22 protein-coding genes and 2 riboswitches are annotated in these 25,843 nt (G+C 43.2%); of the genes, 1 reads left to right on the plus strand and 21 read right to left on the minus strand.

What is annotated here, in order from left to right; genetic code table 11:
* Positions 1 to 136: 136 nt before the first annotated feature.
* From Q7A53_RS17810 to Q7A53_RS17825, 4 genes are all read right to left on the minus strand, one after another.
* Positions 137 to 1,030 (minus strand): RluA family pseudouridine synthase, encoded by an 894-nt coding sequence (locus Q7A53_RS17810; RefSeq protein WP_411790548.1) that lies wholly within the window; start codon positions 1,028 to 1,030, stop codon positions 137 to 139.
* Between the two features lie 301 nt (positions 1,031 to 1,331).
* Positions 1,332 to 2,234, minus strand: coding sequence for a vanadium-dependent haloperoxidase (locus Q7A53_RS17815; protein ID WP_411790549.1), 903 nt, complete (start codon positions 2,232 to 2,234; stop codon positions 1,332 to 1,334).
* Between the two features lie 145 nt (positions 2,235 to 2,379).
* Positions 2,380 to 4,200 carry an ABC transporter ATP-binding protein gene (locus Q7A53_RS17820; RefSeq protein ID WP_411790550.1) on the minus strand — a complete coding sequence of 607 codons (1,821 nt, stop codon included), beginning with the start codon at positions 4,198 to 4,200 and terminating at the stop codon, positions 2,380 to 2,382.
* Between the two features lies 1 nt (position 4,201).
* Positions 4,202 to 5,908: an ABC transporter ATP-binding protein gene (locus tag Q7A53_RS17825; RefSeq protein WP_411790551.1), complete on the minus strand. Its 1,707-nt coding sequence runs from the start codon at positions 5,906 to 5,908 to the stop codon at positions 4,202 to 4,204.
* A 294-nt stretch (positions 5,909 to 6,202) separates the two neighbouring features.
* Between Q7A53_RS17825 and Q7A53_RS17830 the strand changes: the two genes are divergently transcribed.
* Positions 6,203 to 6,574 (plus strand): winged helix-turn-helix transcriptional regulator, encoded by a 372-nt coding sequence (locus tag Q7A53_RS17830; RefSeq protein ID WP_411790552.1) that lies wholly within the window; start codon positions 6,203 to 6,205, stop codon positions 6,572 to 6,574.
* A 292-nt stretch (positions 6,575 to 6,866) separates the two neighbouring features.
* Here the strand turns inward: Q7A53_RS17830 and Q7A53_RS17835 are convergent, their stop codons facing one another.
* From Q7A53_RS17835 to eutB, 17 genes are all read right to left on the minus strand, one after another.
* The gene (locus tag Q7A53_RS17835) at positions 6,867 to 8,102 is read right to left on the minus strand and encodes an NAD(P)/FAD-dependent oxidoreductase (RefSeq protein ID WP_411790553.1); all 1,236 of its coding nucleotides are present in this window, start codon (positions 8,100 to 8,102) and stop codon (positions 6,867 to 6,869) included.
* Positions 8,103 to 8,310: 208 nt separating this feature from the next.
* Entirely contained in the window at positions 8,311 to 9,297 is a 987-nt protein-coding gene (locus Q7A53_RS17840; protein ID WP_411790554.1) for a Gfo/Idh/MocA family protein, read from the minus strand.
* 196 nt (positions 9,298 to 9,493) lie between these two features.
* Positions 9,494 to 10,198: a GDSL-type esterase/lipase family protein gene (locus Q7A53_RS17845; protein ID WP_411790555.1), complete on the minus strand. Its 705-nt coding sequence runs from the start codon at positions 10,196 to 10,198 to the stop codon at positions 9,494 to 9,496.
* Positions 10,199 to 10,361: 163 nt separating this feature from the next.
* Complete coding sequence (locus Q7A53_RS17850; protein ID WP_411790556.1) at positions 10,362 to 11,087, minus strand: CAP domain-containing protein; 726 nt, start codon at positions 11,085 to 11,087, stop codon at positions 10,362 to 10,364.
* Positions 11,088 to 11,482: 395 nt separating this feature from the next.
* Positions 11,483 to 12,931 carry an aldehyde dehydrogenase family protein gene (locus Q7A53_RS17855; protein WP_411790557.1) on the minus strand — a complete coding sequence of 483 codons (1,449 nt, stop codon included), beginning with the start codon at positions 12,929 to 12,931 and terminating at the stop codon, positions 11,483 to 11,485.
* A 12-nt stretch (positions 12,932 to 12,943) separates the two neighbouring features.
* Complete coding sequence (locus tag Q7A53_RS17860; protein WP_411790558.1) at positions 12,944 to 13,996, minus strand: homoserine dehydrogenase; 1,053 nt, start codon at positions 13,994 to 13,996, stop codon at positions 12,944 to 12,946.
* Positions 13,993 to 15,186 (minus strand): M20 metallopeptidase family protein, encoded by a 1,194-nt coding sequence (locus tag Q7A53_RS17865; RefSeq protein ID WP_411790559.1) that lies wholly within the window; start codon positions 15,184 to 15,186, stop codon positions 13,993 to 13,995. Before Q7A53_RS17865 ends, Q7A53_RS17860 begins: the two co-directional genes overlap by 4 nt.
* 15 nt (positions 15,187 to 15,201) lie before the next feature.
* Positions 15,202 to 16,401: a cystathionine gamma-synthase family protein gene (locus Q7A53_RS17870; protein ID WP_411790560.1), complete on the minus strand. Its 1,200-nt coding sequence runs from the start codon at positions 16,399 to 16,401 to the stop codon at positions 15,202 to 15,204.
* A complete protein-coding gene (locus Q7A53_RS17875; protein ID WP_411790561.1) occupies positions 16,382 to 17,365 on the minus strand; it encodes a cyclodeaminase in 984 nt (327 codons plus the stop codon). Before Q7A53_RS17875 ends, Q7A53_RS17870 begins: the two co-directional genes overlap by 20 nt.
* Before the next feature lie 6 nt (positions 17,366 to 17,371).
* The gene (locus Q7A53_RS17880; RefSeq protein WP_411790562.1) at positions 17,372 to 18,574 is read right to left on the minus strand and encodes a M24 family metallopeptidase; all 1,203 of its coding nucleotides are present in this window, start codon (positions 18,572 to 18,574) and stop codon (positions 17,372 to 17,374) included.
* 388 nt (positions 18,575 to 18,962) lie between these two features.
* Positions 18,963 to 19,580 (minus strand): thiamine phosphate synthase, encoded by a 618-nt coding sequence (gene thiE / locus Q7A53_RS17885; RefSeq protein ID WP_411790563.1) that lies wholly within the window; start codon positions 19,578 to 19,580, stop codon positions 18,963 to 18,965.
* 1 nt (position 19,581) lies between these two features.
* On the minus strand, positions 19,582 to 20,340 hold the full coding sequence (thiM, locus tag Q7A53_RS17890) for a hydroxyethylthiazole kinase (RefSeq protein ID WP_411790564.1): 759 nt from the start codon (positions 20,338 to 20,340) through the stop codon (positions 19,582 to 19,584).
* Positions 20,328 to 21,137, minus strand: coding sequence for a bifunctional hydroxymethylpyrimidine kinase/phosphomethylpyrimidine kinase (thiD, locus tag Q7A53_RS17895; RefSeq protein WP_411790565.1), 810 nt, complete (start codon positions 21,135 to 21,137; stop codon positions 20,328 to 20,330). Before thiD ends, thiM begins: the two co-directional genes overlap by 13 nt.
* Positions 21,134 to 21,820, minus strand: coding sequence for a thiaminase II (gene tenA, locus Q7A53_RS17900; protein ID WP_411790566.1), 687 nt, complete (start codon positions 21,818 to 21,820; stop codon positions 21,134 to 21,136). Before tenA ends, thiD begins: the two co-directional genes overlap by 4 nt.
* Positions 21,821 to 21,864: 44 nt before the next feature.
* Positions 21,865 to 21,970: riboswitch (TPP riboswitch) on the minus strand.
* A gap of 5 nt (positions 21,971 to 21,975) precedes the next feature.
* Positions 21,976 to 22,461: an energy coupling factor transporter S component ThiW gene (gene thiW, locus Q7A53_RS17905; protein WP_411790567.1), complete on the minus strand. Its 486-nt coding sequence runs from the start codon at positions 22,459 to 22,461 to the stop codon at positions 21,976 to 21,978.
* 158 nt (positions 22,462 to 22,619) lie between these two features.
* Positions 22,620 to 22,730, minus strand: a riboswitch (TPP riboswitch).
* Between the two features lie 65 nt (positions 22,731 to 22,795).
* A complete protein-coding gene (locus tag Q7A53_RS17910; protein ID WP_411790568.1) occupies positions 22,796 to 24,475 on the minus strand; it encodes a PucR family transcriptional regulator in 1,680 nt (559 codons plus the stop codon).
* Between the two features lie 18 nt (positions 24,476 to 24,493).
* Positions 24,494 to 25,462, minus strand: a complete 969-nt coding sequence (eutB, locus tag Q7A53_RS17915; protein ID WP_411790569.1) for a hydroxyectoine utilization dehydratase EutB — start codon at positions 25,460 to 25,462, stop codon at positions 24,494 to 24,496.
* Positions 25,463 to 25,843 lie beyond the last annotated feature (381 nt).

Consider the following 25,843-nt stretch of genomic DNA (forward strand, 5'->3'; position numbering starts at 1 on the left):
GTGGGTCGTCACAGTGCTTACCGTACCATAACAAAAGTAGTTTGTTTCTAAAGATTTGGTAACCTTGCAAAAAGGGTACGAAGGATTCACCAAATGGAATTTTTAATCATATATTCGGGACTCTCCACTTCCTCCCTTACTTTTTAAAAAAAGCAGGAGGAACAGGAGCTTCAAAGCGCATCACTTTTCCCGTAACTGGATGTTCAAAAGCTAATACACGAGCATGAAGTCCAAGTCTGCCTATTGGATTGGTTTTCGAACCGTATTTCTTATCCCCTGCAATGGGATGACCAATATCCTGCATATGAACACGAATCTGATTTTTCCTCCCCGTTTCAAGCTTCACTTCCGCTAAAGAAGCCTGGGCGGTGTAATGAATTCGTTTATAGTGAGTGACAGCGTACTGGCCTCCCCCATCAGGATTTTGGCTTGAATGCATATGCAGCGATTTACTTTCCTTTAACCAGGAAGTAATGGTCCCTTCTTCTGGCAGCTTCCCTTCCACTAAAGCGGTATATATTCTTTCTTCCACGAGGTCCTTCCAAGATTCCTGCAGCTTGTGTTTGACTTTTTCCTTCTTAGCAAACATCATAACGCCTGAGGTATCACGATCAAGACGATGCACTACAAAAATCCGGCCTGAGGGGTCTTTTTGCTTTATTGCTTCACTTAATTGGCGGTGTGCGGTCGGCTCCCCACCCTGCTTTGAGGCAATAGATAAGAGGCCGGCAGCTTTTTCAATAACGACAAGATCCTCATCTTCAAACAAAATAGAAATACCTTTTAAATTCGTGTTCCTCTTAAAACCTTGGTTACCAGCAATACATACTGTTTGTCCTGAGCGCAGCACCTGATTGAAAGACGTGCTCACTTCTTGATCAATCATCACCTGGCCGCGGCGAAGGATGGATTTCACCGAATTCCTGCTCTTGTTCGATAGTTTCTCCAGCAGGAATGACAAGAGTTCCTGATCTTGCTGTACCGTATAAACTTCTTCTTTACTCTCTTTACGGGGATGCTTCTTACGCATGGTCCCTTCCTCCTTCATTACTTGCGGATTAAAGATTTACTTGAATAATAGTTTCTCCATTACTTTTATTTAGAAAAAGTGCTAGTTATATTCAGGTCGATCTTGCCCTTTAAGCTTTTTACTCATTATCTACCAAATTCATTATGTAAAACAAGGCGTGGATTCTTTAAAAGCAATTTAATCGCTGAAAAGATTGAATGAGTCCTTCCAGGAATGAGAGAAGTTATTGAGCCGGTTTACCGTATAAAATGGTTCAAGATCAAAATAAAAAGACTGTGTCATTCACAGTCCTTCTCATCTATCAATAAAATAACTTAGGATCCGGCCAGCTGTTTGATGATTCATCCTTTTCTCTGGAATCATCCAGTAACAGGGATGGACAATCATTACGATATTGGAACGGGATTGCCTGGTGATAATCTGTCGGAAGAATCTCTGCATTTTGGTACTGCTCAAATGGATGATCAATCGGCAGTCCTTCTACATAGTCCTTTTTCAATTGCTCCACAACAATTCGGCCAATTTGCCTACCTAACCGCAATCCCTGCTCGTTATCTGCCGGGAAGTGAACTCCTGCATATAACCGGGATAAAGCACACTCTTCTGCTACCTGATTGAGCTTTCTTCTTTCGGCAGGAAAGAAATAACTTAAAATGACTTCTGCAGCTCCAGCAACTGTGGCATGCCCAGACGGATAGGTCGGATGGTTCGGGGTACATAGATATGTGGCAAGATGCTGATTCAGCTGATTAGGTCTAGCCACCAGCCATTTATATTTTAAAGACCAGCAAACAACAAATGCGTCATTAATGCCGGCAAATAATCCAGCTAATATTCTCGAAGCACGCGGTGCAGGTACATTATAGGTATCAATTAAACGATCAATAATAGGAATCCACTGTTTCGTCGGAGGACCTGACCCCCAGTATTTCGCTATCGTTTTTTGATGATCGGTTAGATGATCAAGGGTAGATTCCACAACTTTCAGCTGCTGATTCCAATCGATTGACTTGGGATCTCGGATTGCGAGCCGTATCGGACTCCCATCCAGCTTTTTAAAGCCATGCCTGCGGCTTTTCTGTATAAAATAAGTTTTCCACGTTCCGGCAAGCGGTTCAACTCCGCCGCTAATCGTAGGTGGTGTCTCTTCCCCTGCATAAGGGACTTCTGTCCAGCGCAAATAATCTTTATGACTACGTGACATCCTTTCACCCCCTTTATATACAGAGTATGAAAGGAGGCTGCATTTGGTATAGACAGTCACATGAAAGAAAAAATATTTTTATACCTGGAAATGAATCGATTCATTTCGGTAATCTTCTTTCTCCTTCTCAGCGAATGGGCATGAATTAACTTGAAGCATGATTTTCTGCCTGCTGAGCCTGTACAAGATCAGCATAAAACCCTTTTTGATGAAGCAATTCACGATGGGTACCTTTCTCAATGATCTCTCCATGCTGTAATACTAATATTAAGTCCGCAGAACGAATCGTGTTCAAACGGTGGGCAATCACAAAGCTTGTTCTGCCCTTCATTAACTTTCCAAGAGCATCATTAATTTTCATTTCTGTCACCGTATCGATACTGCTGGTGGCTTCATCCAAAATTAACAACGCTGGATCAGCCAGCATAGCCCTGGCGATGGATAATAATTGTCTCTGGCCATGACTGACTCCCTTGCCATCCGAATCGAGGACCGTATCATATCCCTCAGGAAGATTGGAAATGAACTCGTGAGCATGGGCAGATTTTGCTGCTTGTTCTACTTCTTCATTTGCTGCCTGTAACCTGCCGTACCTGATGTTTTCACGAATGGTCGTATGAAACAGGGTCGAATCCTGGAGTACAACTCCCATCTGGCTCCGTAGACTATCTCGTGTGATAGAAGTTATCTCTTTCCCATCAATAAGGATGGAACCAGTGTCTGTTTCATAAAAGCGCGATAAGAGGGAGATGATCGTAGTCTTTCCTGCTCCGGTAGGTCCTACCAGCGCTACAGTTTGACCCGGGGCTGCATGAAAATTAATATCCTTCAAGGTCTGCTGCTCGTCTTCATAAGCGAAATCCACGGATTTGAATTCAATGTCTCCCTTCATATCGTTCAGACGAATCGCTTCCTTCTCATCTTCCCTTTCTTCTTGTTCATCTATAATTTGAAAGACCCGTTCCGCCCCTGCCACGGCTGATAAAATCATATTAAATTGGTTGGCTAAGTCATTTAACGGCCGCGTAAACTGCCGAGAGTAAGTGGTAAAAGTCACAATGACCCCAATGGTTATCGCTCCTTGTAAAGCTAATAACCCTCCTGCTCCAACAATAATGGCAAAGCTGACGTTATTTAACATGTTCATTAGTTTGGGGATAAAACCAGTATAGGTTTGTGCCCAATAGCCTGAAGTTTTCAGCGCTTTATTCTTCTCTTCAAACTCCTTGATCACCTTTTCTTCCCGCGAAAACATCGACACAATCATTTGACCGGAAAACATCTCTTCGACATAGCCGTTCACTTCTCCAAGATTTTTCTGCTGATCTTTGAAATATTTACCTGTCCGTTTTGTTATCCACTTCATACCAAAATACATGACCGGCACAATCATAAGTGTGAGCATGGTAAGGACTGGGCTTAAGATGAACATAATGATGATCGTTCCCGTTATAGTAAGAATGCTTGTAACAAATTGAATGACGGAGGTGTTTAATGTGCGGCTCACATTTTCCATATCATTCGTCAGCCGGCTCATCAGCTCTCCCTGCTGCCGCTCCTGAAAAAATAAAACAGGAAGCTTTTGCAGGTGAGAAAACAGATGACTGCGCATCTCAAATACCGTATTTTGAGCGATCGTAATCATCCAATAATTTTGCAGCCATAAACAGAGGGATTGGAAGAAGTAAACGCCAAACAATAAAGCAAGCATCAGAAACAGCGTCTCTATTTCCGGGTTTGCAATTACCTTATCTACGGTGAGACCCAGTAAAAACGGACCTGCTAAAGAGAATCCTGAACTGGCAAAGATGAACACCACTACAAGGGCAAACAGCTTTCTCTCTGTTGCCATGTAACTCCAGATCCGCTTTAAGGTAGCTTTAATATTATCTACTTTCGGAGGGGATGTACCAATACCCTGATGTCTGCGGATAGGCGTGCGATCTGGTTTCTTCTGGTCAGCCATATTACATCACTTCCTCCTGTTGAGATTGGTACACCTCTCTATAATAGGAACTGTCTGTGAGCAGCTCTTCGTGCGTCCCGTTTGCAATAATTTCTCCTTGCCGAAGGACAAGAATTTTATCTGCAGCTTTTAAAGAGCTTATTTTTTGAGCCACCATAAACACCGTACATTCCTTTTGCTTTAATGCTTTCAATAAAAGCGCTTCCGTTTGGGCATCAAGCGCACTCGTACTATCATCCAGAATTAAAATTTTCGGCTCCCGGACTAGAGCACGAGCTATAGAAAGCCGCTGCTTCTGACCGCCAGAAAAGGTAATACCCTTCTGACCAAGCTGTGTTTCATAACCTTGCGGCAGGCTGGTTACGAAAGAATGAATTTGGGCCGTTTTTGCTGCCTCAATAATCTCTTCTTCCTTAGCGTGTTCTTTCCCCCAGGCAATATTGTCACGTACGCTGCCAGAAAAAAGGTGGATTTCCTGAGGAACGAGACTAATTTGCTTTCTTAAGGATTTTACTTCTAATTCACTGATTGTAAATTGGTCAAAATAAATTTCTCCTGCCTGCTTTTCGTAAAGACGCGGAATTAAATGAAGCAAAGCTGTTTTTCCAGAACCCGTTTCTCCGAGTATTCCTATCGTTTCCCCTGCATTGGCATAAAAGGAAACATCCTTTAAAGTGATGGTATTTTCAAAAGCGAAAGATACATTTCGAAAGCTCACTTGCCCTGATAATGAATCTAATTTTCCCTCTTCATCTAAATAGGAAGGAGTGTTCTCGTTCAACACCTCACTGATGCGGGTGGCAGAAGCATTCCCCCGGGAGAAAACCATGATTAAAAATGTGAAGGCAGAGAAGGTAAACATAATTCGCGTGGCGTAATTCACCATAGCCACAACCTCTCCTGCCCGTGCACCACCAGTCTGCAGCTGGTTTGCGCCAGCCCAAAGTACGATTAAAATTACGGTGTTCATCCCAAGCATAATAACCGGAATAGCAAGCTCCATCAGCCATAAAGCTCGTTTATTCCTGTCTACTAGGGAGTGATTCACTTCTTTAAAGCGCTCTTCCTCATAACTACCTCGGTTAAATCCTTTAATAAGGCGAATCCCAGCCAGGTTTTCTCTGATGACCGTATTGACCTTATCTAACCTTTCCTGCACGGATTTAAATAGCTTAACCCCTCTAGATAAAACCCAAATAAGAAAAATGAGCAGCACAGGAACCGTCACTACCAGCAGCAAGGCTAACTCAAAATCGACGGAAAAAGCCATCACTAAAGCAAATATAATAAATAATGGAGCCCGAAGAGCAATCCGGACGAACATAAAGATGAGATTTTGAATTTGCGTCACATCATTCGTCATTCGGGTGATTAACCCGGGAGTGGAGAAGGCATGAAAGTTCTTACTCGTAAATGCCTGAACCTTCTTAAAAAGATCCCGTCTGAGATCATATCCTGCTCCCTGGCTAGCATTGGCCGCAAAAAACGAATTCGTAATACCGGCAGTAAAGGCTAATAAAGAAAGCCCGACAAGGACGCCTCCCCACGTGGCTACGAATGTAAGATCTTTATTTAAAATTCCCTGATCAATAATCTTCCCCATTAACAACGGCTGGACCAGCTCAACAACCAGTTCTACACCCATCAGTAATAAGGCAATTACGGCGGAAATTTTATATGTATAAACGTAAGAAAATATCGTGCGCATGATAAATCCTCCGATGTCTGAAAGTTCCTATAATTATACAGGATACCAGTCTATTAGAGAACTACTTTGGTTTACTGACAAATCATCAACTATCCGAAACAGCGATTCGAATATTAAGATACTTACAAATTTGTAAGTACTTGCCGTTATAGGCAAAACCCAATAAAATGATAAAAGAAATGTTTTCCATTCTCATGAGGAAAGTAATCCATTGAATTCTAAGCTCAGGGAATGATGGAAAGCTATCAAAAACATTGAAAAAATAAATACTATTAGCTGGAGGAGATGAACAGAGTGAGAGAAGCAGAAACAGGGATTCATATCTCTCTTGAAGTTGTATGCGGGAAGTGGAAGGGACTAATTTTGTGGAAACTGCTGCATAAGGATTTTGTACGATTTAATGAATTGCGGCGCTCTATTGATGGCAACATCTCTTCTCGAATGCTCTCCCGAGAGTTAACCAAGCTCGTTGAAGATGGTCTAGTAGAAAGGTTGGACCACCAGCAAGTTCCTCCGAGAGTAGAATATAAAATTACCACTTACGGCAAAACGACCGCCCCTTTCCTAAATATTATGAATCAATGGGGCATGAAGCACAAGAACCTATCCGTTTCGAAAAAAGAAATGGCAGATCTCATGAACAGCGAGGCAGAATCCAACTATTAAAACTCACGATGAGGCAGCCTGAAACCTTCAGACATAGACCGGGACAAAGAAGATGTCGCCACTCTAAAACGAACATCCAGGGAAAGAAGTCTCCTTGTATGTCCTACTCAGAATTCGTTGATATTCCCTCCTTCCGCACTCCTTTGTTTATCCTTAGAGACAAAGCAATAACAGGGGAAAGATCTTAAAAAACCCGAACGGTGATAAAGATCATCAGCATTCGGGTTTTATAATCGCTAAAGATTTCTTCCCATCTATGGAGAATGAAGTCCTCGCTTCTGACCTAAATCAGTTAAGAGGATTTATATAGAGCTTTTTTCTTTAATGGGCGATCTTGATGATAAAGTTTTAAATCTCCATCTCGATCTTCAGCAACCGCCTTGGAAATTAATTTTGCAAGGAGCATACTATAAACCGTCCCATTATCTCCATACCCTAACAGAGAGTAACGGTTAGGGTGTTTTTTGTACTCGGCAGCAATTGGCAGACCGTCTACCATCCCCCCATAGAAGGCAGCCGAAAAGAATTCGGGTTCTACGTGGATATCAGGAAATAATTCATTAAACTCTTCAAGAAGCCGGTCTCGCTTATGAAGAAGCTTGCTGTCTCTTTCTTCAGCTACGTCCGTGTTTTCATCCAAGCCGCCAATAATAATCCGGTTATCTTGGGTAGTACGAATATAAATATAAGGTCGGGCAGTTTCCCAAATCAACGTGCGGTTGTACCACGATGAAAAGTCTTCAACGGGTTTTGTTGTAACGGTATATGTGCTTACAAACCTGGATTTTTTCTCTGGTTTTATCTCTATATTCTCATATCCTGCTGCGTAGATTACTTTCTTCGCTCTTATTCGTTTGCCCGTAGTCGTCTGAATCACAGACTGTTCTTTTTCATAATGCTCCCCTGTCATTCCAGTGTTTTCATAAATACGGACTCCGCGTTCTTTAGCATATTTCAATAACCCATGGGTAAAAGTGTAAGGATTCATCTCGGCATCATTCTTCTGATACATGCCCGCTCTCTTCTTAAAAGGATAGTTCGTGCTTATTTCCTGCTCGGTCCACCATTCTACCGGAGCACCCCGCTGCTGGAGCCACTGACACTCCTTGTACAGCCTTTCAAGATCCTTTTCATAACTAACATAATAAAGGGTATCTCTTCTTGTAAACTCGCTGTCATAATCGATCAGGCTGCATGCCTTTTCAATATCATCAATCGCTTCCTGACAAAGCTGAAGATGCCGGGTAACATAATCATCACCAAAAATATTCACAAGTTCTGCAAACATTTTTTCACCTGAATATTGCAGGAGACAAGTATTCGTACTTGTACTGCCCAGTCCAGTCTTTTGTTTTTCTATTAAAACTACATCTAAATGATAATCAGCAAGAAAATAGGCGCATTGAGCCCCAGAACTGCCACCGCCGACTATCAGAACGTCACAGGTAATATCCTGATCTAAGCTTGGATAATCAGGGATTGACCCCCAAGTAGAAGGCCAATAATAACTGCCCGATTGAAGATTCATACTCTCACACTCCTTATTGCTCATTTAGCTTAGTATGAGTCTATTCTTTAAGGATATGAGGAAACCCCAAATATAATCTCAGCATACACTGGCGCTCTGATAATCAGTACCTTTATTAAATGCTATATAAAGAGAACCCGAACCAATATTACTCAATGGTCCGGGTTCTCGATGAATCAAAATCTGCTTCTTCTTTTTAATTTAATGATCACTTCTGATCTGCTGGAAACACGATCCCCATTTGCTCACGAGCTCTATCCAAAATACTGGCCGTGATTAGACTTGCCCGGTGGGAGTTCACGTTAGACTGCTTATCTCCATTCAAGATTAATTGAATAAATTCTTTGATTTCATAATGCATAGGTGGATAAAGCTGGGAAGAGTCAAAAGCTTCTGTTTTTCCATCATTATAACGAATGGTCACGTCACTTGGTTCTGAAATATTAGGAATGATGATGGCCGCCTTCTCTCCTTGTATTTCTGAAGGAGCATACGAATGAATAATTTTGGAATGCATAACGACTCCTTCCATCTCTTCATATTGAGCGAGAATACTTCCTTCCCCATCAACTCCGGACTCTAATGGTACCCCATTTGCTTTAATAGCCTGTGGCTGACCGAACAGGACCACCATCGGATAAAGCCCATAAACTCCAAGATCCATTATGGAACCATTTGAAAATTCAGGATTAAAAGCATTTAAGATCGTTCCTTCTTTATAAGCATCATAACGTGAGGAATATTTACAGAAGTTACCCGTGTAACGTCTGATCGGACCAATTTTATGTAAATTTTCTTGCACATAAGCAAACCCCGGATGAAGAGTTGACTTTACAGCCTCCATTAATAAAACACCATGGTGCTGTGCTGCTGCGATCATAGCGGCAGTTTCCTGTTCATTGGAGGCCATAGGCTTCTCACAAAGCACATGTTTCCCATTGGACATACAAATGATTGCCTGCTCCGCATGAAACGAGTTGGGACTTGCAATGTAAACGGCGTCCACTTCCTCACTCTTAGCTAAGTCTTCTACAGAAGTGAAGGTTAATGCTGCTCCTTTGCGCCCCGCGAATTCTTTTGCTTTCTCTTCTGTTCTCGAATACACTGCTGTTAATTGAAAGTCTTCAAGATGGGAAGCTGCTTCAAGCATTTTTTCAGTAATTGTATTTGTGCCAATTATTCCAAATCGGATCATTTATTCAGTCTCCTAACGGTAAAAAGAATAGACCTAGTATAACATGCCTGAGCGAAAAAATAGTAAGAAGCTAGAGGGAAAATCTTTTAATCCAAATGAAATCCGAGCGAAGATGAACGATTAAAGCCATTCTTTCATCAATGCTCGGACTTTTTTGTCTTACCTGAAATCGCCATTTCAAGGATACGGCCAGATTCTAACGGTGATGCAGCTTCTTCATCCCTATTCCGGCAAGAACCTGCTGACCTTTAATTGTCGGATGAACATCTTTAGAGAGAATGTACTCTGGATGGCCCTTAAAAGCCTGATAGGCATTAACTAGGTCCACATCCGTAAAATGACTGAGCACTTCAATCAACGAAGCATATTGCTTGTTAATATACCTTAGCGGAGTGTTCAGCTTTGCTCCTGCGGCGGGATAAGGATTATAAATATTATAGACGAGGATCTGCCCATCGGTCAGCTTATTGATCGCTAAGATAGTCGCATAAACATTAAAGATTAGATCCCTTACAACCGGGGCAACTTCTTCTATCTTGATGTTTTTCAATCCGCCGTTTTTCTTAACGACATTCAAAAGGTCATTTCCTCCAATATAAACAATGACATAATCGGCGTCTTTAAGGGTGTCTCTAAATACTTTATTTGTGTTGACAGCTTGAAGCAGCTCCGATGAAGTTAAACCAGGGATCCCTAAGTTAGTGACCTCGAGGCCCTTTTCATTTCCAATAAGATAAGGAAAAGCTTCCTTAGGAGGCATCTTATTATCCCCTGTTAAATTGTATCCATAAGGAATAGAGTCACCAATGGCTACAAGGTGGCCTTTGGCAGCTGATACAGTTAAGGGCTGGAAGAATGAAATTAGAAGAAACAATCCAATTAAAACCTTTAATTTATTCACAATCATCGTCTCACTTTCGATAAACACAAGATAAAAGATATGAAATAATGTCCCTTACTGCTCAGTATTCCAGAAACAGCCGGATTCACTCATGTCAGATGCATCCAAAATCATTCACAAAAAATCCTAGTAAAAAAGCAAGACGCATGATGCGCCCTGCCTGCTATTTACCTATAAACATCTGAGACCAGTTTGATCCATCAGCCGCATAGCCAACACCAATATGCGTTACATTTTTATTCATAATATTTTTGCGGTGTCCTGGGCTATTTAACCAGGCTTTAACTACTTCATCAGGTGTTTGCTGACCTGCAGCAATATTCTCTTCCGCAATATGATAACTCACTCCAAATTGCTTCATCATTTGAAATGGAGAACCGTAAGTAGGAGAGGTATGGGAGAAATAATTATTCTTGGCCATATCGTTCGCTTTCGTTTGCGCGACCTTCGCTACCTGCGGATCAATTTTCAATGCAGAAAGTCCTTGTTTCTTACGAGCTTTATTTGTTAATTGAACCACTTGCTCCTGAAAAGCTCCATTAACTTGATCTACACGTTCTTTATTTGTATTCGTCTGATCTCCAGACTTTTGATATTTCTCCGCCTGATCAAAGGAATTCGGGGTTTGGGTCGTACCATTTGGATTCATGCCTTCAAACGGTATATTCGCATCAAAGCGATTTTGTCCAGGAATGACACGGTTAATATCTCCCTGCTGGCGATCGCTGTATTGCCCTTCTCGATTGCCATAGTCTTCCGGGCCATAACTTACGGTATTATAGTTCGTTCGGTTACGATCCATAGCACCTTGGTCATTTGTTGTATTACAAGCTGCAAGCGTCATCATCATGATGACAGCTGAAAATATTGAAAGTACACCTTTTTTCATGTTAGTCCTCCTATACGAATGATCATAGTTAATATTTGCATTGAGCATGATATTATCCTTAGGAGAACGTTCCATTTTTTTCACTCTCAAAGCGGAGAGTTACCGATAAGGATAGCAAAACAAATACTAAATAAAAGAAGGTTATTCATTCATCAGAGAAACTTGACCCAAAAAAAGGGAAACAAACCTTACGTCCTGTGTATCATCAAGAAATCCCGCTCATGTTAGGCAGAAAAAAAACCGAACGATGAAGGTGTGTTAATCTCTTCATCGCTCGGGTTTATTAATGGCTAATAAACTTTTGTCCCAGCATATTTATTTATATGAAGAAGCCGATTCTTTACCGGAATCTCTTTTCTCTGGATCTTAATATTGCCTATCCTCTTTTTTCCCAATTAAAGCATATTCTCTTGCAAGCGGAAGCAGACTACTTTTTGTTCCGTCATCGACTCCATGGCATATCGGATCCCTTCCCGGCCAATGCCTGAACCTTTCGTGCCGCCAAATGGCATGGCATCAATTCGATAATCACTGCTGTCATTGATCATAATGCCGCCTACATTCATGTGCTTGATCGTGTAGAATGCGTGGTTAATATTACTAGTGAAAACACCTGCCTGCAAACCATAATTAACGTCATTAGAGCGCTCGACAGCTTCTGCAAGGTTCTCCACTGCCTGAATGAGAACGACAGGGCCGAAGATTTCATCCACGGCTATTTTCGCCTTAGAAGGGACGTGTGTGAGTACAGTAGGATAATAAAAAGCTCCTGACCTCTTCCCACCTGCTTCTACTTTAGCGCCCTCTGCCACCGCTTCGTTCACCCAAGCTTCAACACGCTCAGCTTCATGCTGATTAATCATTGGTCCGACATCTGTCAATTCATCCATTTTGTCCCCAACATTTAATTCCAGAGTACGGCTGACAAATGTATCAAGAAAGCTTGGATATAGTTCCTTTTCAACATAAATCCGCTGAACACCTATACAGTTCTGACCCACTGCAGAGAACGCACCGGACACACAGGATTGCACAGCGTCATGAAGATCAGCATCTTTCAAGACAATTACCGGCGAATTTGAGCCTAGCTCCATGCTGACTTTTTTCGTTCCTGCTCTTTGCGAAATCCGTTCTCCTGCAGCTGAACCACCCGTAAAGGAAACCATCTGCACAGCGGGATGGGTCACGAGCGTTTCTCCAATCTCCCTCCCAGAGCCGGTAATGACTGATAAGAAACCTTCTGGTAAACCAGCTTCTGTGAACGCTTCCGCTAACAGCAGCGCACTAAGCGGAGTTACGGAGGCAGGCTTTACTACAATCGCATTTCCAGAGGCAATGGCTGGGCCGATCTTGTGAGCAACTAAATTTAACGGGTCATTAAAAGGCGTAATCGCTCCAATCACACCGATAGGAAACCTGTAATGGTATCCTACTCGATTTTCACTGCCTTCATTTTGATCGAAATTTATCGTTTCCCCATTCATTCTACGGGCTTCTTCTGCACTAATTTGAATCGTTTGAGTCGCCCGCTTCACTTCTCCTCGAGCTTCATTAATCGTTTTACTGCCTTCTGAAGCAATCGTTTCAGCAAAAGTCTCAGCATGCTGTTTCATATAATCGACGACCCGGTATAAAATGCGCATCCTTTCATGAGCTGGCCATACTTGCGTATGACGGTAAGTACGATCGGCTTTTTCAATTGCCTCAGTCATATCTTTTTTTGTAGCTGAGGGTACAGTTGCGATCGGCTCATTGTTTTGAGGATTACGCACCTCGAATGTTTCATCCGTAGACACCCATTTTCCGCCTAACAACATTTTTACTGCTTTTACCTTAGTGTGCATGAAGAACCCTCCTCAAATTTTGGCGAGCTTTTTTTGCTTCTGATAGTAAATGAGATCAATGAGAAGCGAATACCCCGTTTCTTTCAAGCCAGCACCGGCTCCCGTGAGCATGATCGGTCCAGCTAAGTCGCATTCATAAACGATCGCATTGGTGGCTCCAGAAACACCGGCCAGTGGGTCATGATCTTTAATCCGTTCAGGCTTAACACTGGCTTTCATTTCCCCATTTTCTTCTCTTATCCTGGCTAACAGTCTCCATTTCTCTCCTTCTTTAAGTGCCTGCTGAACCATTTCACCGGTAATCGAAGAAATCCCTTCGCACTCGACATCTGTATGAGCAATCGGAGCCCCCATAATGCAGCTTGAAAGGATGGCAGCTTTATATCGCGCGTCGTATCCTTCGACATCGCTGGTAGGGTCTGCTTCCGCATAGCCAAGCTCTTGAGCTTTTAATAAAGCAGCTTCATAAGATTGTCCTTTTTCCATTTCCGTTAAAATGTAATTAGTCGTTCCATTCAAGATGCCCTTAATTTCAGTGATTTGATTCCCTGCCAAAGTAAGCTCCGGCATACGCAGGGCCGGTGTACCACTCATCACGGTCCCTTCATAGCCAAAAAACACTCCATGCTTTTCTGCAAGCAGGGACAGCTCCTGATAAGCAAGCGCTACAGGTCCTTTATTTGTAGTCACAACACTTTTTTTATTTTCAAATGCGGTCTTGCAGTGAGTAATGGCAGGTTCCCCTGTGTGCACGTCTGTATAAGTCACTTCAACGATGACATCTGCATTAGACTGCTGAATGGTTTCTATGCTTGTTAATCCTTTGAGAATATGCGGGCTGTCCGGGTAGGTTTCAACAGAGCCGCTTTCTCTAACACATTTCAGCAGTTCGTTTGTATCTAGACCCTCTGGATTGTAAATAGAGCCTTTCATCATATCGGAGACGGCCACAACAGAGCTTTCTAACCCATACATTTCCTCCAGATGTTCTTTACGTTCAAGTAAAATTTCTGCCAAAGACTGGCCGACTCCTCCGAACCCTATAAAGGCTATTTTAGTAGTCATCCAACCCCTCCTTTATCAGTTAACACCTCACGAATACTCGTCATAAAAATCCTCACCCCTACTGCCATCGCCTGCTCATCAATATCAAAGTCTGGCTGGTGAAGACTGCGTTCTTTATCTAATTTGCATCCTAGGAAAAACATCGCCCCAGGGAACTTGGCAGTAAAATGGCTAAAGTCCTCGCTTCCCATTCCAAAAGGGGCATCCATAATTTTTAATCCATCTGCCGCCTGCTTAATCACGTTATTGATCTCAGGATGGTTCACTAAAGCAGGTTCTCCCTTCTGGATTTTCAATTCATAATCTCCACCTAAGGTATGAGCCATTCTGGCAGCACGTTCAATTTCCTGGATCAGTTTCTCCCGGACCTCTTCCGTGTAAGAGCGGATTGTCCCCCTTATTTCTACGGTCTGCGGAATGATATTACTAGCATGACCCGCATGAATTTCTCCTACACTGATCGTCCCCACTTCAAGGGGGTTCACCTTACGGCCATTGAGGCTGTATATCGCCTGCAGGATAAAGGTAGAAATCCAAACGGGATCTATGACTTGCTGAGGATAACCCGCGTGACCGCCGCTTCCGGTAATCGTAAGCAGAAAATCATCATTATTAGCCATGCTGGGACCATCATGCACCTGAATTTCCCCAGTCGAAAGCCACGGACACATATGGAGAGCAAGAACCCGGTCCAAACGATCAAGCTTACCTGAAGCAAGCATTTTTACAGCCCCCGTCTCTCCATTCTGATCTGCTTTTTCCTCGGCTGGCTGAAATATGAACTTAACTGTACCCCGGAGAGCAGGATCTTCGGCGCTTTCAGCTAGCAGTTTAGCTGTCCCGAGGAGTATTGCCATATGCGCATCATGTCCGCATGCATGCATTACACCAGGGATTTCAGATGACCAAGAATGGTTAGAATGTTCTTGTATCGGAAGTGCATCCATATCAGCTCTTACTCCAATGACGGGTCCTTCCCCCAGTTTAAGAGTAGCAATCAATCCATAACCGCCGGCTCCGGTTTCCAAGTCATAAACGTTCAGCTCCCGGAGCATACCCTCAATTTTCTCACTGGTCTTCTTCTCTTCAAAGCTAAGCTCCGGAAAGCGGTGGAAATTCCGGCGCAATTCAATCAATTCGGGCAAAAGAGCTTCAGAACGCTGGACTAAGTCCGTGATTTCGGTCTTCAAAAGGACCACCTCATTTTAAATTTGCACTGTAGCTTGAATAGCTTTAAAAGCTTGAGCAAGATCCTGTTTCAGATCCTCAATATCTTCAATCCCAGCAGAATAACGGATCAGCCCCTCTGGAATACCCATAGCAGCGCGTTCTGCAGGGGTACATTCAACATGACTGGTGGTGCGCGATGGGCCGACTACGGTTTCCACTGAACCCAAATTAGCAGCGCGATTAGCAAACTTTAGTTCAGGAAGCAGCTGTCTAACGGTATCCACTCCGCCTTTTACACTAAAGCTCAGCACTCCGCCAAATCCTTTCATTTGGGCTTGAGCTATATCATGATTCGGGTGGTCAGGAAGACCTGGATAATAGACGCCCTCAACCAGTTCAAAAGTTTTCAAGTACTCGGCAATTTCCTGAGCATTTTTGTTTTGCTGATCTACTCTGAGCTTTAATGTCTTCATTCCACGCAGCAATAGATAAGCAGCCATTGGATCGAGTGTAGCTCCATTAATTTCCCGATAATGATAGATGGACTCAACAAGCTCTTTACTGCCGCAAACAGCTCCTCCCAAGGCATCCGCATGACCTCCAAGAAATTTCGTCGCACTATGAATCACTAAGTCTGCTCCAAGTTCAATTGGATTCTGGTTTACAGGAGTAGCAAATGTATTATCCACCACCACCGTTGCACCTACCGATTTCCCGGCCTGAGCCATGCGTTTAATATCAGTAATCTTCACAGTTGGATTGGTCGGGCTTTCCAAATACAGCACCTTGCATCCTTTTTCAATCTCACGTTCAATGGCTTCATGATCCGAGGTGTCGCAAAGCATCACTTCAATTTGCTGCTTAGGGAGAAATTCAGTAAAAATTTTGTTCGTACCGCCATACGTATCCTTGATCGATACGACCCTGTCGCCAGGAAAAAGCAGTGTAGATAAAGTGTTGCTAATGGCAGCCATGCCAGTTGAAAAGCTTGTGGCGGCCTCTGCTCCTTCTAAGATCCGCACCTTTTCTTCAAATGCCTGCACCGTTGGGTTGGTATTACGTCCATAAATGTGGCCAGGCTTATTCCCGATCGCCACCTCATACCACTCATCCATATCTTCATAACCAAAGGAAACACTGTGAACAACGGGAACTTGCGTAGCGCCAAAAGCAAGGAAATCTTTTTCTCCTGCCCAAATGGATTTTGTGCTTAATTTAATATCTTTCACTCTCATCGTCCTCCTGTAAATGAAGTATTTGAAACACATGACGGGCAATGGCTGTATCCTGAACGCCCGTTCCTGTTAAATCGCAAATCGTGATTTGTCCTAGATGAGTCCGGCCTTTCTGTTGTCCAGCAGTAATTTCCCCTAGTTCGATCGCTCGATTTACTGTGTCCGAATCAAGACAACCACGTAATTCTCCAAGCCTCTGTGACTGGCTTTTCACGTCACAGACAAATAAGTCTGCAGCTCGAACCGCCTCAGCTTCTAATTCCTGCTTATGCTCCGCATCTGAACCCATAGCTGTAATATGCAGGCCGGCATGAAGCCATTCCGCCTTAATAATTGGTTCTGTGGAGGGGGTGGTGGTAATAACCAGATCGCTGCCTGCAACAACTTCTTCTGGTGAAGAGCAAATCTCCACCGGTATCCCTAATTGCATCTCCATGTCTTCTTTATATTGCTGAGCCTTTTCAATTTTTCGTCCGTATACAAGTACGTGTTCGATGGTACGCACATGCGTAAGCGCTTCCAGTTGATATCTCGCTTGTGCTCCTGTGCCGATGACTCCAGCGATGCGGCTGTCTTCTCTGCTTAAATGCCGAGCAGCGACGGCTCCCGCCGCTGCGGTGCGTATATCGGTAAGCAATCCATTATCGGCAAGTACTGCTTTAGGCTCACCGGTTTCTGCGCTCAGTAAAATCATCATTCCATTAGCACTGGGAAGACCAAGGTTCGGATTGTTAAAGAACCCCGTTGAAAGCTTAACGGCAAAGCTGTCATACCCAGCAATATATGCAGATTTAATATCTACTTCTCCATGATGCTCTGGGATATCCACTCTCATAATAGGCGGCATTTCCACCTTTTTTGTGCTTAACAATGTAAAAGCATCTTCTATGACATCGATAACATCTCGATTTATCTGAATAACCCGGTCAATTTGGTCCCGATCAAAAAGACGAATGACCCTCACCTCCCGTTAACTGATTTGACCGCTCAGGTCCAGGTGATCACGGATAATTAATTCTTGAGGATAATTTGTAAACTGTTCACAGCCTGTTTCCGTTACGCGGAAGGTTTCACTAATTTCTATTCCATCTGTGTTAAACCACAAGGCAGGGATCAGGTGAAAAGTCATGTTGGGCTGCAATACGGTCATATCCCCTTTTCTAATGCTTGCTGTATGCTCTCCCCAGTCCGGCGGATAGTTAAGACCGACAGAATAGCCTAGACGGGCTTCTTTTTCAAAGCCATGCTTTTTAATGCTCTTTCTCCATACTTCCTCTAAATCGCCGCAAGTGACACCAGGTTTAGCCGCCAGCAGGACATTTTGAATTCCTTCGAGGACGACTGGTGCCAGGTACTGAAGCTTTTCACTAGGCTGGCCGATAGATACCGTCCGGGCAAGTGGGACATGATAGCGTTTATAACACCCGGCAAGTTCTACGATTACCGCATTCCCTTCAACAAAAGGCCGGTCCGTCCATGTCAGGTGTGGAATTGAGGTATTCTCACCCGTGGGAAGAAGCGGAACAATGGCTGGGTACTCCCCTCCAAATTCAGGTGTGCCTTTTACCAAGTTATAATAAATATCCGCCGCCGTATCACACTCTCTCACTCCTGGACGAATACTTTCGACTCCTCTTGTCATCGCCAGTTCAGCTATTTTTGCAGCACGTCTCATATATTCAATTTCCTGATCTGATTTAATCATCCGCACTTGATTTACTAATAAGCTTCCATCATGAAACTTCGCATCAGGCAGCCCTTTTTTTAATTGTTCCAGTGCCTTCCCTGTAAAATAGTAATGATCCATCTCTACTCCAATGTTTCGCTTTCCTTCTCCAATCTGTGTAAGAATTTCAGCGATGAAATCCATTGGGTGATGAGTGGTTGAATGTACATAATAGTCCGGATAGGCAATCACATTTTCATCATAGATCCATGTGGTCGCTCTTGCCCCATTCGCGTCTTGAAAACGTCCAATCCAGAGCGGCTGAGGTTCATCGATAATAATCACCATCATTTGGTGAACGTAGAAAGACCAGGCATCATATCCTGATAAATAATTCATATTCGCAGGATCCGTTATCAGCAGCACTTCAATTCCTTTGTCTGCCATTCTCTGCTTGGTACCTTTCAGTCGTTGGTTGTACTCTAAAATGTCAAATGGAAGTACCATTTTCCATCCCCCTCTAACTTTTGTCTGAAGATTAGAATAACTATAACCCAATTGTATTCAACAAAATTTTTCTATGTAATGTAAAAAATGTATGAAGTTTTTTAGAGGTTTTTTATACAAAACCGTAAACCCCTTTACCAGCAAGTAAGTATCAGGCTTTTGAAAAATCTTTTTTTTAAAAAAGGAATAATCGCGGAAATTTATGAAGTTGTGGTTCTCTTTGATTTCACTGCTTATAACGCGAGCGTCTGGGCGATGCAGCATTCACTAAACTCCAAAGTCCGTGGATGATTCAGAAAAGAACAGATGCAGAAACCACATGAAAAAAGCATGGAACAAAGATCATTCCATGCTTTTTCTCCGTATTAATTTTCAATTGCCTTGCTTCTTAAAGATTTCTCACTGCCTTCTCCACATTTGCGGCTTGAGTAACTGCCGAAACGACGGCTACTCCGTCTGCTCCCGCTTCTATCACCTGATGAGCATTTTCTTCAGTAATTCCCCCAATTCCAACTAGCGGAAGGTCAGGATACGACTCCTTGATAGAACGAATCCATTTTGTTCCCGTCACTGGATTGGCGTCTCGTTTCGTTACTGTTGGAAAAATCGGCCCCGCTCCTAAATAATCGACTTCTTCTAAAGATTGCTTCGTAAGCTCTTCGTCATCAGATACAGATAGTCCGATAATTTTATCAGGAAATTCAGCACGTAATAGATCGACTTTCCGGTCACTCTGGCCTACATGGATCCCGTCCGCTTTAAGTGGTGCTACTAAATCAGGATCATCATTTACGATAAACAAAACATTATTATTGGAGCAGATTTTGCGCAGTTTCATTCCTAACTCTAATTTTTCATACCCTCGCAGGGAATCGTCTCCTTTTTCCCGATATTGAAAGGCGGTAATACCCCCTTTGATGGCTTCTCTTAATATATCCACCGCATTTCGGGAACAATTCTCAGTCCCCATAATTAAATATTTTCTTAATTGTTGAGAAAGCTCCATTTTACAAATGGCCTCCTTCTACTGAAAGGGCGTCGATAAAATGAGGCAGAAACGTACCTGGACCGTAAACCTGTTGAGAAGAGGCAGCTTTTTCAGCTGCTTGCCCATAGAATTTTACAGCCGCTAAAGCTTTTTCCAGAGGTTCTCCAGGTACTGATAAACAAGCGGTAACAATGGCCCCCAATAAACAGCCGCTCCCCGTAACCTTAGAAAGAAGAGGATGACCGGATTCATTATAGAACACATTCTCCCCATCGCTAATTACATCAGTTGGCCCAGTTAATAGGGCAATGGTTTGGTATTTCCCCGCAACTTGCCGAGCTATTTCTTCGATGTTACCTTCTCCGATGGAATCAACTCCCATCGTTTCTACAGAGATTCCAACCAGATGGGCAAGCTCTCCAGCATTTCCTTTAATCGCCGCGGGACGGACCTTCTCTATAATTCGTTTAAAGGCATCTGTTCTAAAATTAGTCGCGGCAACTCCAACAGGGTCAACTACGACTGGAATGCCCTTTTGATTTGCAGCTTTTCCGGCATCGATCATAGCTGTTATTTGGGACTCGGTAAGGGTGCCGATGTTGATCAGTACACCATTTGATAAAGCAGCCACATCTGCAGCATCCTCAGGAGCGTTGGCCATTATAGGAGACGCCCCAAAAGCCAGCAGACCATTAGCGCTGAAGTTCATGACGACTGAATTTGTTAAGTTGTGTATTAATGGATTCTGTTTCCGTACGAGGTTAATTATTTCTTCCATTGCTTAACCTCCTCCTTCCATGCCCAATGATTGGTTGGACCACTGCCCTTACCTAGATCAAAGGAGTGTTTAATAGCGGCCGTTACAAATTGTTTCGCTTTCTCTACGGCTCTAGGTAAATCAATCCCTCGGCTCAAATAGGCAGTGATCGCTGCAGAATACGTACACCCTGTACCATGCGTGTTGTTGGTAGCGATCCGCTCCGCACTGTAGGAGTGAATTTTACTGCCATCGAATAAATAATCTACCGCTTCCCCGTCCCGGTGTCCGCCTTTCACAAGTGCGGCCCCGGCTCCTAGTTTGGTCACGATTTGTTCTGCAGCCTCTTTCATATCATCCGTGGTTTCGATTTGCTGCCCCAATAAATCTTCTGCCTCAGGAAGGTTGGGAGTGATGACCGACGCAAAGGGTACAAGGTGTTCTCTCAGCCAAGCTCGGGATTCTGCTTCTATTAACGGATCACCACTTTGAGCGACCATCACCGGATCCATTACATAAGGTGCGGATATTTGAGGGATCCAATCTGCTATGACCTTCATCATATCTTTATCAGCAATCATCCCTGATTTAAAAGCATCAATGGGCATATCGGCAGAGACAGCTTCTAACTGCTGCTGTATCATTTCAGCAGGCAGATGATGTACAGCATTTACACCTGTTGTATTTTGCGCAACCACTGAAGTGACCACAGACATGCCGTAGCTCTTCAGCTCTTGGAATGTTTTCAAGTCCGCCTGTATTCCTGCACCTCCGCTTGGATCAGTACCGGCAATTGTTAGAGAACACTGGATACTCATCTTACCCTGCTCCTTTCTCCTGGCCATTCTTCACACGTATAAGCCATCTCCCAAAACTTCAACTCCAGCTGACAGCTTTTTCGAAATGCATCCTTCATACGCCTTTGTTCGGCTTGGGAAGCTTGAGCAGAAAAATAGTCAAGGCGCTCACACAAATGCTGGGTCAGCTGTTCCATTTCACCTTCCGCATAAAAGCTAATCCACGGGTAGAAGGGATGATCCTCTGACGGCTGGTATTGTTTCATTAAATATTCACCGATCTCTAAATACGTCCATGGACAAGGCAGAAGTGCTGCAATGATCTCTCCCACCCCTCCTTGATGGGCGTGATACAACATATGCTTTACATAGTGATCGGCAGTTGGAGGCAGAGGAAACCCTTGCAAGTCTTCATACCGGATCCCTATAACTTCGCAAAGATTTTTATGGGGATGGATTTCACTATTTAATACAAAATTCACTTGTTCATTAAAGTATTGAATATCCTTTCGTTCCGCCGATTTCGAGATGGCTGTACCATAAATTTGCATAAATGCATTTAAATATTCATAATCCGCTTTAATGTAGTGTGCTATAGAGGAAGAAGGAACATGTCCTTCACCTAGACCTTTTACAAAAGGATGTTCGAATATTTCTTGAAATAAATCTTGATTTTCATTCCGAATCATTTGAGAAAATTTCATTGAAGTGCCTCCTTGGTTTGCGGAAGCTGCCAGGGGTGGGTTAATGAGGTTGCCACCTACTTCCCTACGCTGGTCTTAACCAGATCAGGTCGATAAGAGTTGGAAATACATTCCTCTCAGTCCGATTTGCGGACACCCCTAGTAGATTCCGAACATTAAATTGTTGTAAATTGGTTTCGATCCAAACGATATACCACGCACCAGCCGATGATGGCTCCCGTGATACTGCTGATAAGAAAGGAAGGAAGAAAAATAAAAGCGCCGCTGGAACTCCCCATAAAAAGATGGGCATACGGAACAGAAAATAGCGCTCCAATCACACCCGTACCAATTACTTCTCCTATAGCGGCATAAATTTCTTTTTTGAAGAATTGATATAGAACACCAGCTAGAAATGCGCCAATCATGGCACCTGGAAAAGCAAGCAGCGTCCCTGTACCTAGTAAATTTCTTACCAGACCTATCGTAAAGGCGATTACAACGGCAGGAAGCGGACCAAGCATAACCGCTGCCATTACATTTACAGCATGCTGTACAGGATAAGCTTTAGCTATCCCTGCCGGAAACCAGAGCAGCTGAGAGCCCAGAGTTGCGACAGCAACAAACACAGCCATCGTAGTAAGCATACGAGTTCGTTTCATAGTTTTCCCTCCCATAAAAGGGAGACCCAGAGAGCATTCGAGAAGGATGAGCTTTTGTCACCACGCAGACAATTGACTCATGACCGAGGTATATTCCTGGACACTAAAAAAAGCCAGTCCTAAGGAGGACCTGGCTTCGAATGGATGGAGTCAATAATCTTGCACTCTGACTACTTCCCTCCGCTGGTCTTAACCAGATCAGGTTCATAAGAGTCGGAAAGCTCGATTGCTTTCCTCTCAGCCCATGACGGGCCCCCCTAGTAGTTTCATAGATTTCTATTCACTTGGTTTTGTTCATCGTAACAAAGATGTAAGATCCTGTCACCTATTTCTATTATTCTTTTACTTTCTTCAACATCCACAATCTCACACTAAGTTCTAGTAAAAATAAGTCGTCGGCATCCAGCAGAGAAAGCCCTGTTAAATGTTCAATGTTTCGCAGCCGGTGCAGCAGAGACTGCCGATGCAGATTCAGCGCACGTGAAGACTGACTTACATTACTATTATATTTGTTATAAACGATGAAAGTATGAATTAAGTCGGTTTGTCGCTTTTGATCATAATCAATAAGTTTAGCCAGCGTATCTTCGACGATATTCTCGATCCCTTTATCATGAGATAAAGACATGAGAAGACGATTCATTCTTGTATCACTGAAAAAAGTCCGCTCCCCGTCTTCGTTTTGGTGACGCCCAATATTTAACGCGGTAACCGCTTCATCATAACTTTTATGAAACGTATAAACTTCGTCTTTGCGAAAAGATATTCCCCAGGAAATAACAATTCCTGCAAGAAGTTCATTTAAACGTCGTTCTACTAAGTCAAGAAATTGATTAGTCGTTTCCATGTAGGGGTGTTCGTCTGCTTCTAAGTAAACAATAACCTCTCCATCTTCAAAGGTGGTCATGGTGCGCCTCTGTAATACATCCCCAGCATGAGTGACTTCCTTTTGAATATAATAATTCCGGCTGTGCATGGAAGAGGATCGAACAGGATGATCAGTAGAACCGATGTGATCATCTATCCTTTTCTTAAAACGAATATCCCCTACTATACAAATGTATGGACGATTTAAGTCATATCCAAGCAATTGTGCTTTGGAAAGCAGCTGCTTATCAATGGTTACCTCCGTTTTCGCAAGGTCAAGCAGGAAATTATCCTTCAATCGAATTTCCGTCATTTCTATGGCATTTTCTTTTACAAAATATAGTGCACAAGCCGTTAAAGCATGCTCTAATATATTCAGGACTACCCAGGTTAGTTCATTGTCATCCTCTGGCTTAAACAGCAGGTATCCTTGCTTCTTATAGTTGGACAGAATAGTTAACTGATAGCAGCTATCCTCTCCGATTTCATACTTTTCAATATAATGATAAAGCGGATGATCGCTGAAAGGATAGGGAGTAACTAACTGATATTCTCCCTCTGTTTTACCATTTAAGATATCTATTAAATGGAGATTGAAATGATGGTTGGCTCGAATTAGTTTATTGTGATCACTAATGGCAATCGGTATTTTCGTATTTTCGTATAATATTGTCGTGATTTCCTGCAAACCTTTGCCATTCAGCACACAGTTAATCAATTCCTGCCTAATCCCTTCTGCCTGCCGCTGCTCTACTTCCTTCTCTTTGCTGATTTCACTTAAAACTTCTTGCATAATGTCTCCAAAGCGAACTTCCCACGGGACTTCTAAGATGATCAGGCCATTTTGTTCTGCCAGTTGAGCGATTCGATCCGGCACGTTATAAATGTATCTTCCTGTAGCAAAAGCAAGGGCAGACGCTCCGGACTGAAGAACGTCTTTCACGTAGGATTCCAGCCCAATGGGATCATCCACACAACCAATTCCTGTGCTAAGTACTAATTCATTGCTGCGGATAAAATTTTCCACAGGAGTTTCAACCACTGAGATCCACTCAACGGATTGATCAGAAAGAATAGACTTACCTGTTACGATCTTCGCTTTCTCCATCACCGGCAATTGTAAAACATCCGCGACACTTATCCCCATCCTCCACACCCCTATATTTTATCTTGGCTTGATTATCCGCTGGATTGTTTGATGGTCTACATTATTTCCACTAATGATGACCACAATGTTCCGGTCGTTTTGCGGCTGCTTATCAAGAAGCCAGCCTATGCCGGACGCTGCTGCTCCTTCCACCGCCATTTTGTGGAATTCAAGCATCGCTCTCATTCCGCTGGCAATGGATTGTTCGGATACCAATACTGCCTGATCAATGTATTGCTTTGTCATAGAGAACGTGTACTGGTTGTCCGTTCCGATCCCTCCAAGCAGACTATCTGCAAGAGTTTCTTCTTCTTGCATTACCACCGGTCGGCCCGCCTTCAGACTTTCATACATGACTGCCGCTTTTTCCATAGATACCCCTGTAATATTTATCGCAGGATCGACGGTTTTGACAGCAAAAGCAATGCCAGAGAGCAGACCTCCTCCAGATAAAGGGATAACCACTTGATCCACATCGGGACACTGCTCTAGAATCTCAAGCCCAATGGTTCCCTGTCCGGCAATGACGTCTAAATCATCAAACGGTTTAATAACCGTCTGACCCTCTTCTGCTTCCAACTGATAGCAGTATTCTTCTGCATCATCTTGGTTGCTGCCAATAATCTTCACTTCGGCATTCAGCCGTTTTAACCGGTTCACTTTTTCTTGGGGAACACGGTTGGAAAGGCAGACCGTTGCTTTAATTCCAAGCTGTTTAGCCACATAGGCAACCGCGATGCCATGATTCCCGGTAGAGAATGCGGCAACTCCTTTACGCAGTTCCTCCTGAGATAGAGAAAGGATTTTATTCGCCGCTCCTCTAAGTTTAAACGCCCCTGTAGGCTGATTGGATTCAAGTTTAAGATAAATATTAGCACCTAACTGTCTGGATAGTGGCTCTGAATAAAGAAGCGGAGTAATTTCAGCAACCGATTTTATCCGCCATTTGGCTTTCCAAAGGTCACGAGGTGTTAACTGCTGCCCCATCAACTTCCCCCTTTTTTGACGTGTATGTCCGTTTAGTTCAGATTTTTCTGACAATAAACAAGAAAAAAATGTGTGATTACTCTAATTATAGTGGATCAGCCTCTGGGATTAAACAATAAGAAAAGGAAATCATTTCTTTTTTATTGAACACTACTGGATAAAAACAGGAAAGGGCGCGAAGGAATTTCACTTACGAGGGGAAACCGGCTGTGTACTTTCTGTTGAAACGTCTAGAAACCTTGAATCAGACAAAAGAAAATCCGAACGATGATGGAAGAATTTCGATAACACTTCATCATCGTTCGGATTTAATATTCCAGCGGGGAAAACCCCCGGTGACTTATGCGAAAGGAAGGCATACCAGCCGTCCGCCTGCATGTT

It is taken from the genome of Halobacillus rhizosphaerae (assembly GCF_046719735.1).
In the GTDB taxonomy this organism is placed as follows: Bacteria; Bacillota; Bacilli; order Bacillales; family Halobacillaceae; genus Halobacillus_B; species Halobacillus_B rhizosphaerae.

Bases quoted from the DNA above. Each gene is read 5' to 3' on its own strand.
- Q7A53_RS17810 (WP_411790548.1), bottom strand. From the start codon at position 1,030: ATGCGTAAGAAGCATCCCCGTAAAGAGAGTAAAGAAGAAGTTTATACG.
- Q7A53_RS17815 (WP_411790549.1), bottom strand. From the start codon at position 2,234: ATGTCACGTAGTCATAAAGATTATTTGCGCTGGACAGAAGTCCCTTAT.
- Q7A53_RS17820 (WP_411790550.1), bottom strand. From the start codon at position 4,200: ATGGCTGACCAGAAGAAACCAGATCGCACGCCTATCCGCAGACATCAG.
- Q7A53_RS17825 (WP_411790551.1), bottom strand. From the start codon at position 5,908: ATGCGCACGATATTTTCTTACGTTTATACATATAAAATTTCCGCCGTA.
- Q7A53_RS17835 (WP_411790553.1), bottom strand. From the start codon at position 8,102: ATGAATCTTCAATCGGGCAGTTATTATTGGCCTTCTACTTGGGGGTCA.
- Q7A53_RS17840 (WP_411790554.1), bottom strand. From the start codon at position 9,297: ATGATCCGATTTGGAATAATTGGCACAAATACAATTACTGAAAAAATG.
- Q7A53_RS17850 (WP_411790556.1), bottom strand. From the start codon at position 11,087: ATGAAAAAAGGTGTACTTTCAATATTTTCAGCTGTCATCATGATGATG.
- Q7A53_RS17855 (WP_411790557.1), bottom strand. From the start codon at position 12,931: ATGCACACTAAGGTAAAAGCAGTAAAAATGTTGTTAGGCGGAAAATGG.
- Q7A53_RS17860 (WP_411790558.1), bottom strand. From the start codon at position 13,996: ATGACTACTAAAATAGCCTTTATAGGGTTCGGAGGAGTCGGCCAGTCT.
- Q7A53_RS17870 (WP_411790560.1), bottom strand. From the start codon at position 16,401: ATGAGAGTGAAAGATATTAAATTAAGCACAAAATCCATTTGGGCAGGA.
- Q7A53_RS17880 (WP_411790562.1), bottom strand. From the start codon at position 18,574: ATGGTACTTCCATTTGACATTTTAGAGTACAACCAACGACTGAAAGGT.
- thiE (WP_411790563.1), bottom strand. From the start codon at position 19,580: ATGGAGCTTTCTCAACAATTAAGAAAATATTTAATTATGGGGACTGAG.
- thiM (WP_411790564.1), bottom strand. From the start codon at position 20,340: ATGGAAGAAATAATTAACCTCGTACGGAAACAGAATCCATTAATACAC.
- thiD (WP_411790565.1), bottom strand. From the start codon at position 21,137: ATGAGTATCCAGTGTTCTCTAACAATTGCCGGTACTGATCCAAGCGGA.
- tenA (WP_411790566.1), bottom strand. From the start codon at position 21,820: ATGAAATTTTCTCAAATGATTCGGAATGAAAATCAAGATTTATTTCAA.
- thiW (WP_411790567.1), bottom strand. From the start codon at position 22,461: ATGAAACGAACTCGTATGCTTACTACGATGGCTGTGTTTGTTGCTGTC.
- Q7A53_RS17910 (WP_411790568.1), bottom strand. From the start codon at position 24,475: ATGGGGATAAGTGTCGCGGATGTTTTACAATTGCCGGTGATGGAGAAA.
- eutB (WP_411790569.1), bottom strand. From the start codon at position 25,462: ATGGGGCAGCAGTTAACACCTCGTGACCTTTGGAAAGCCAAATGGCGG.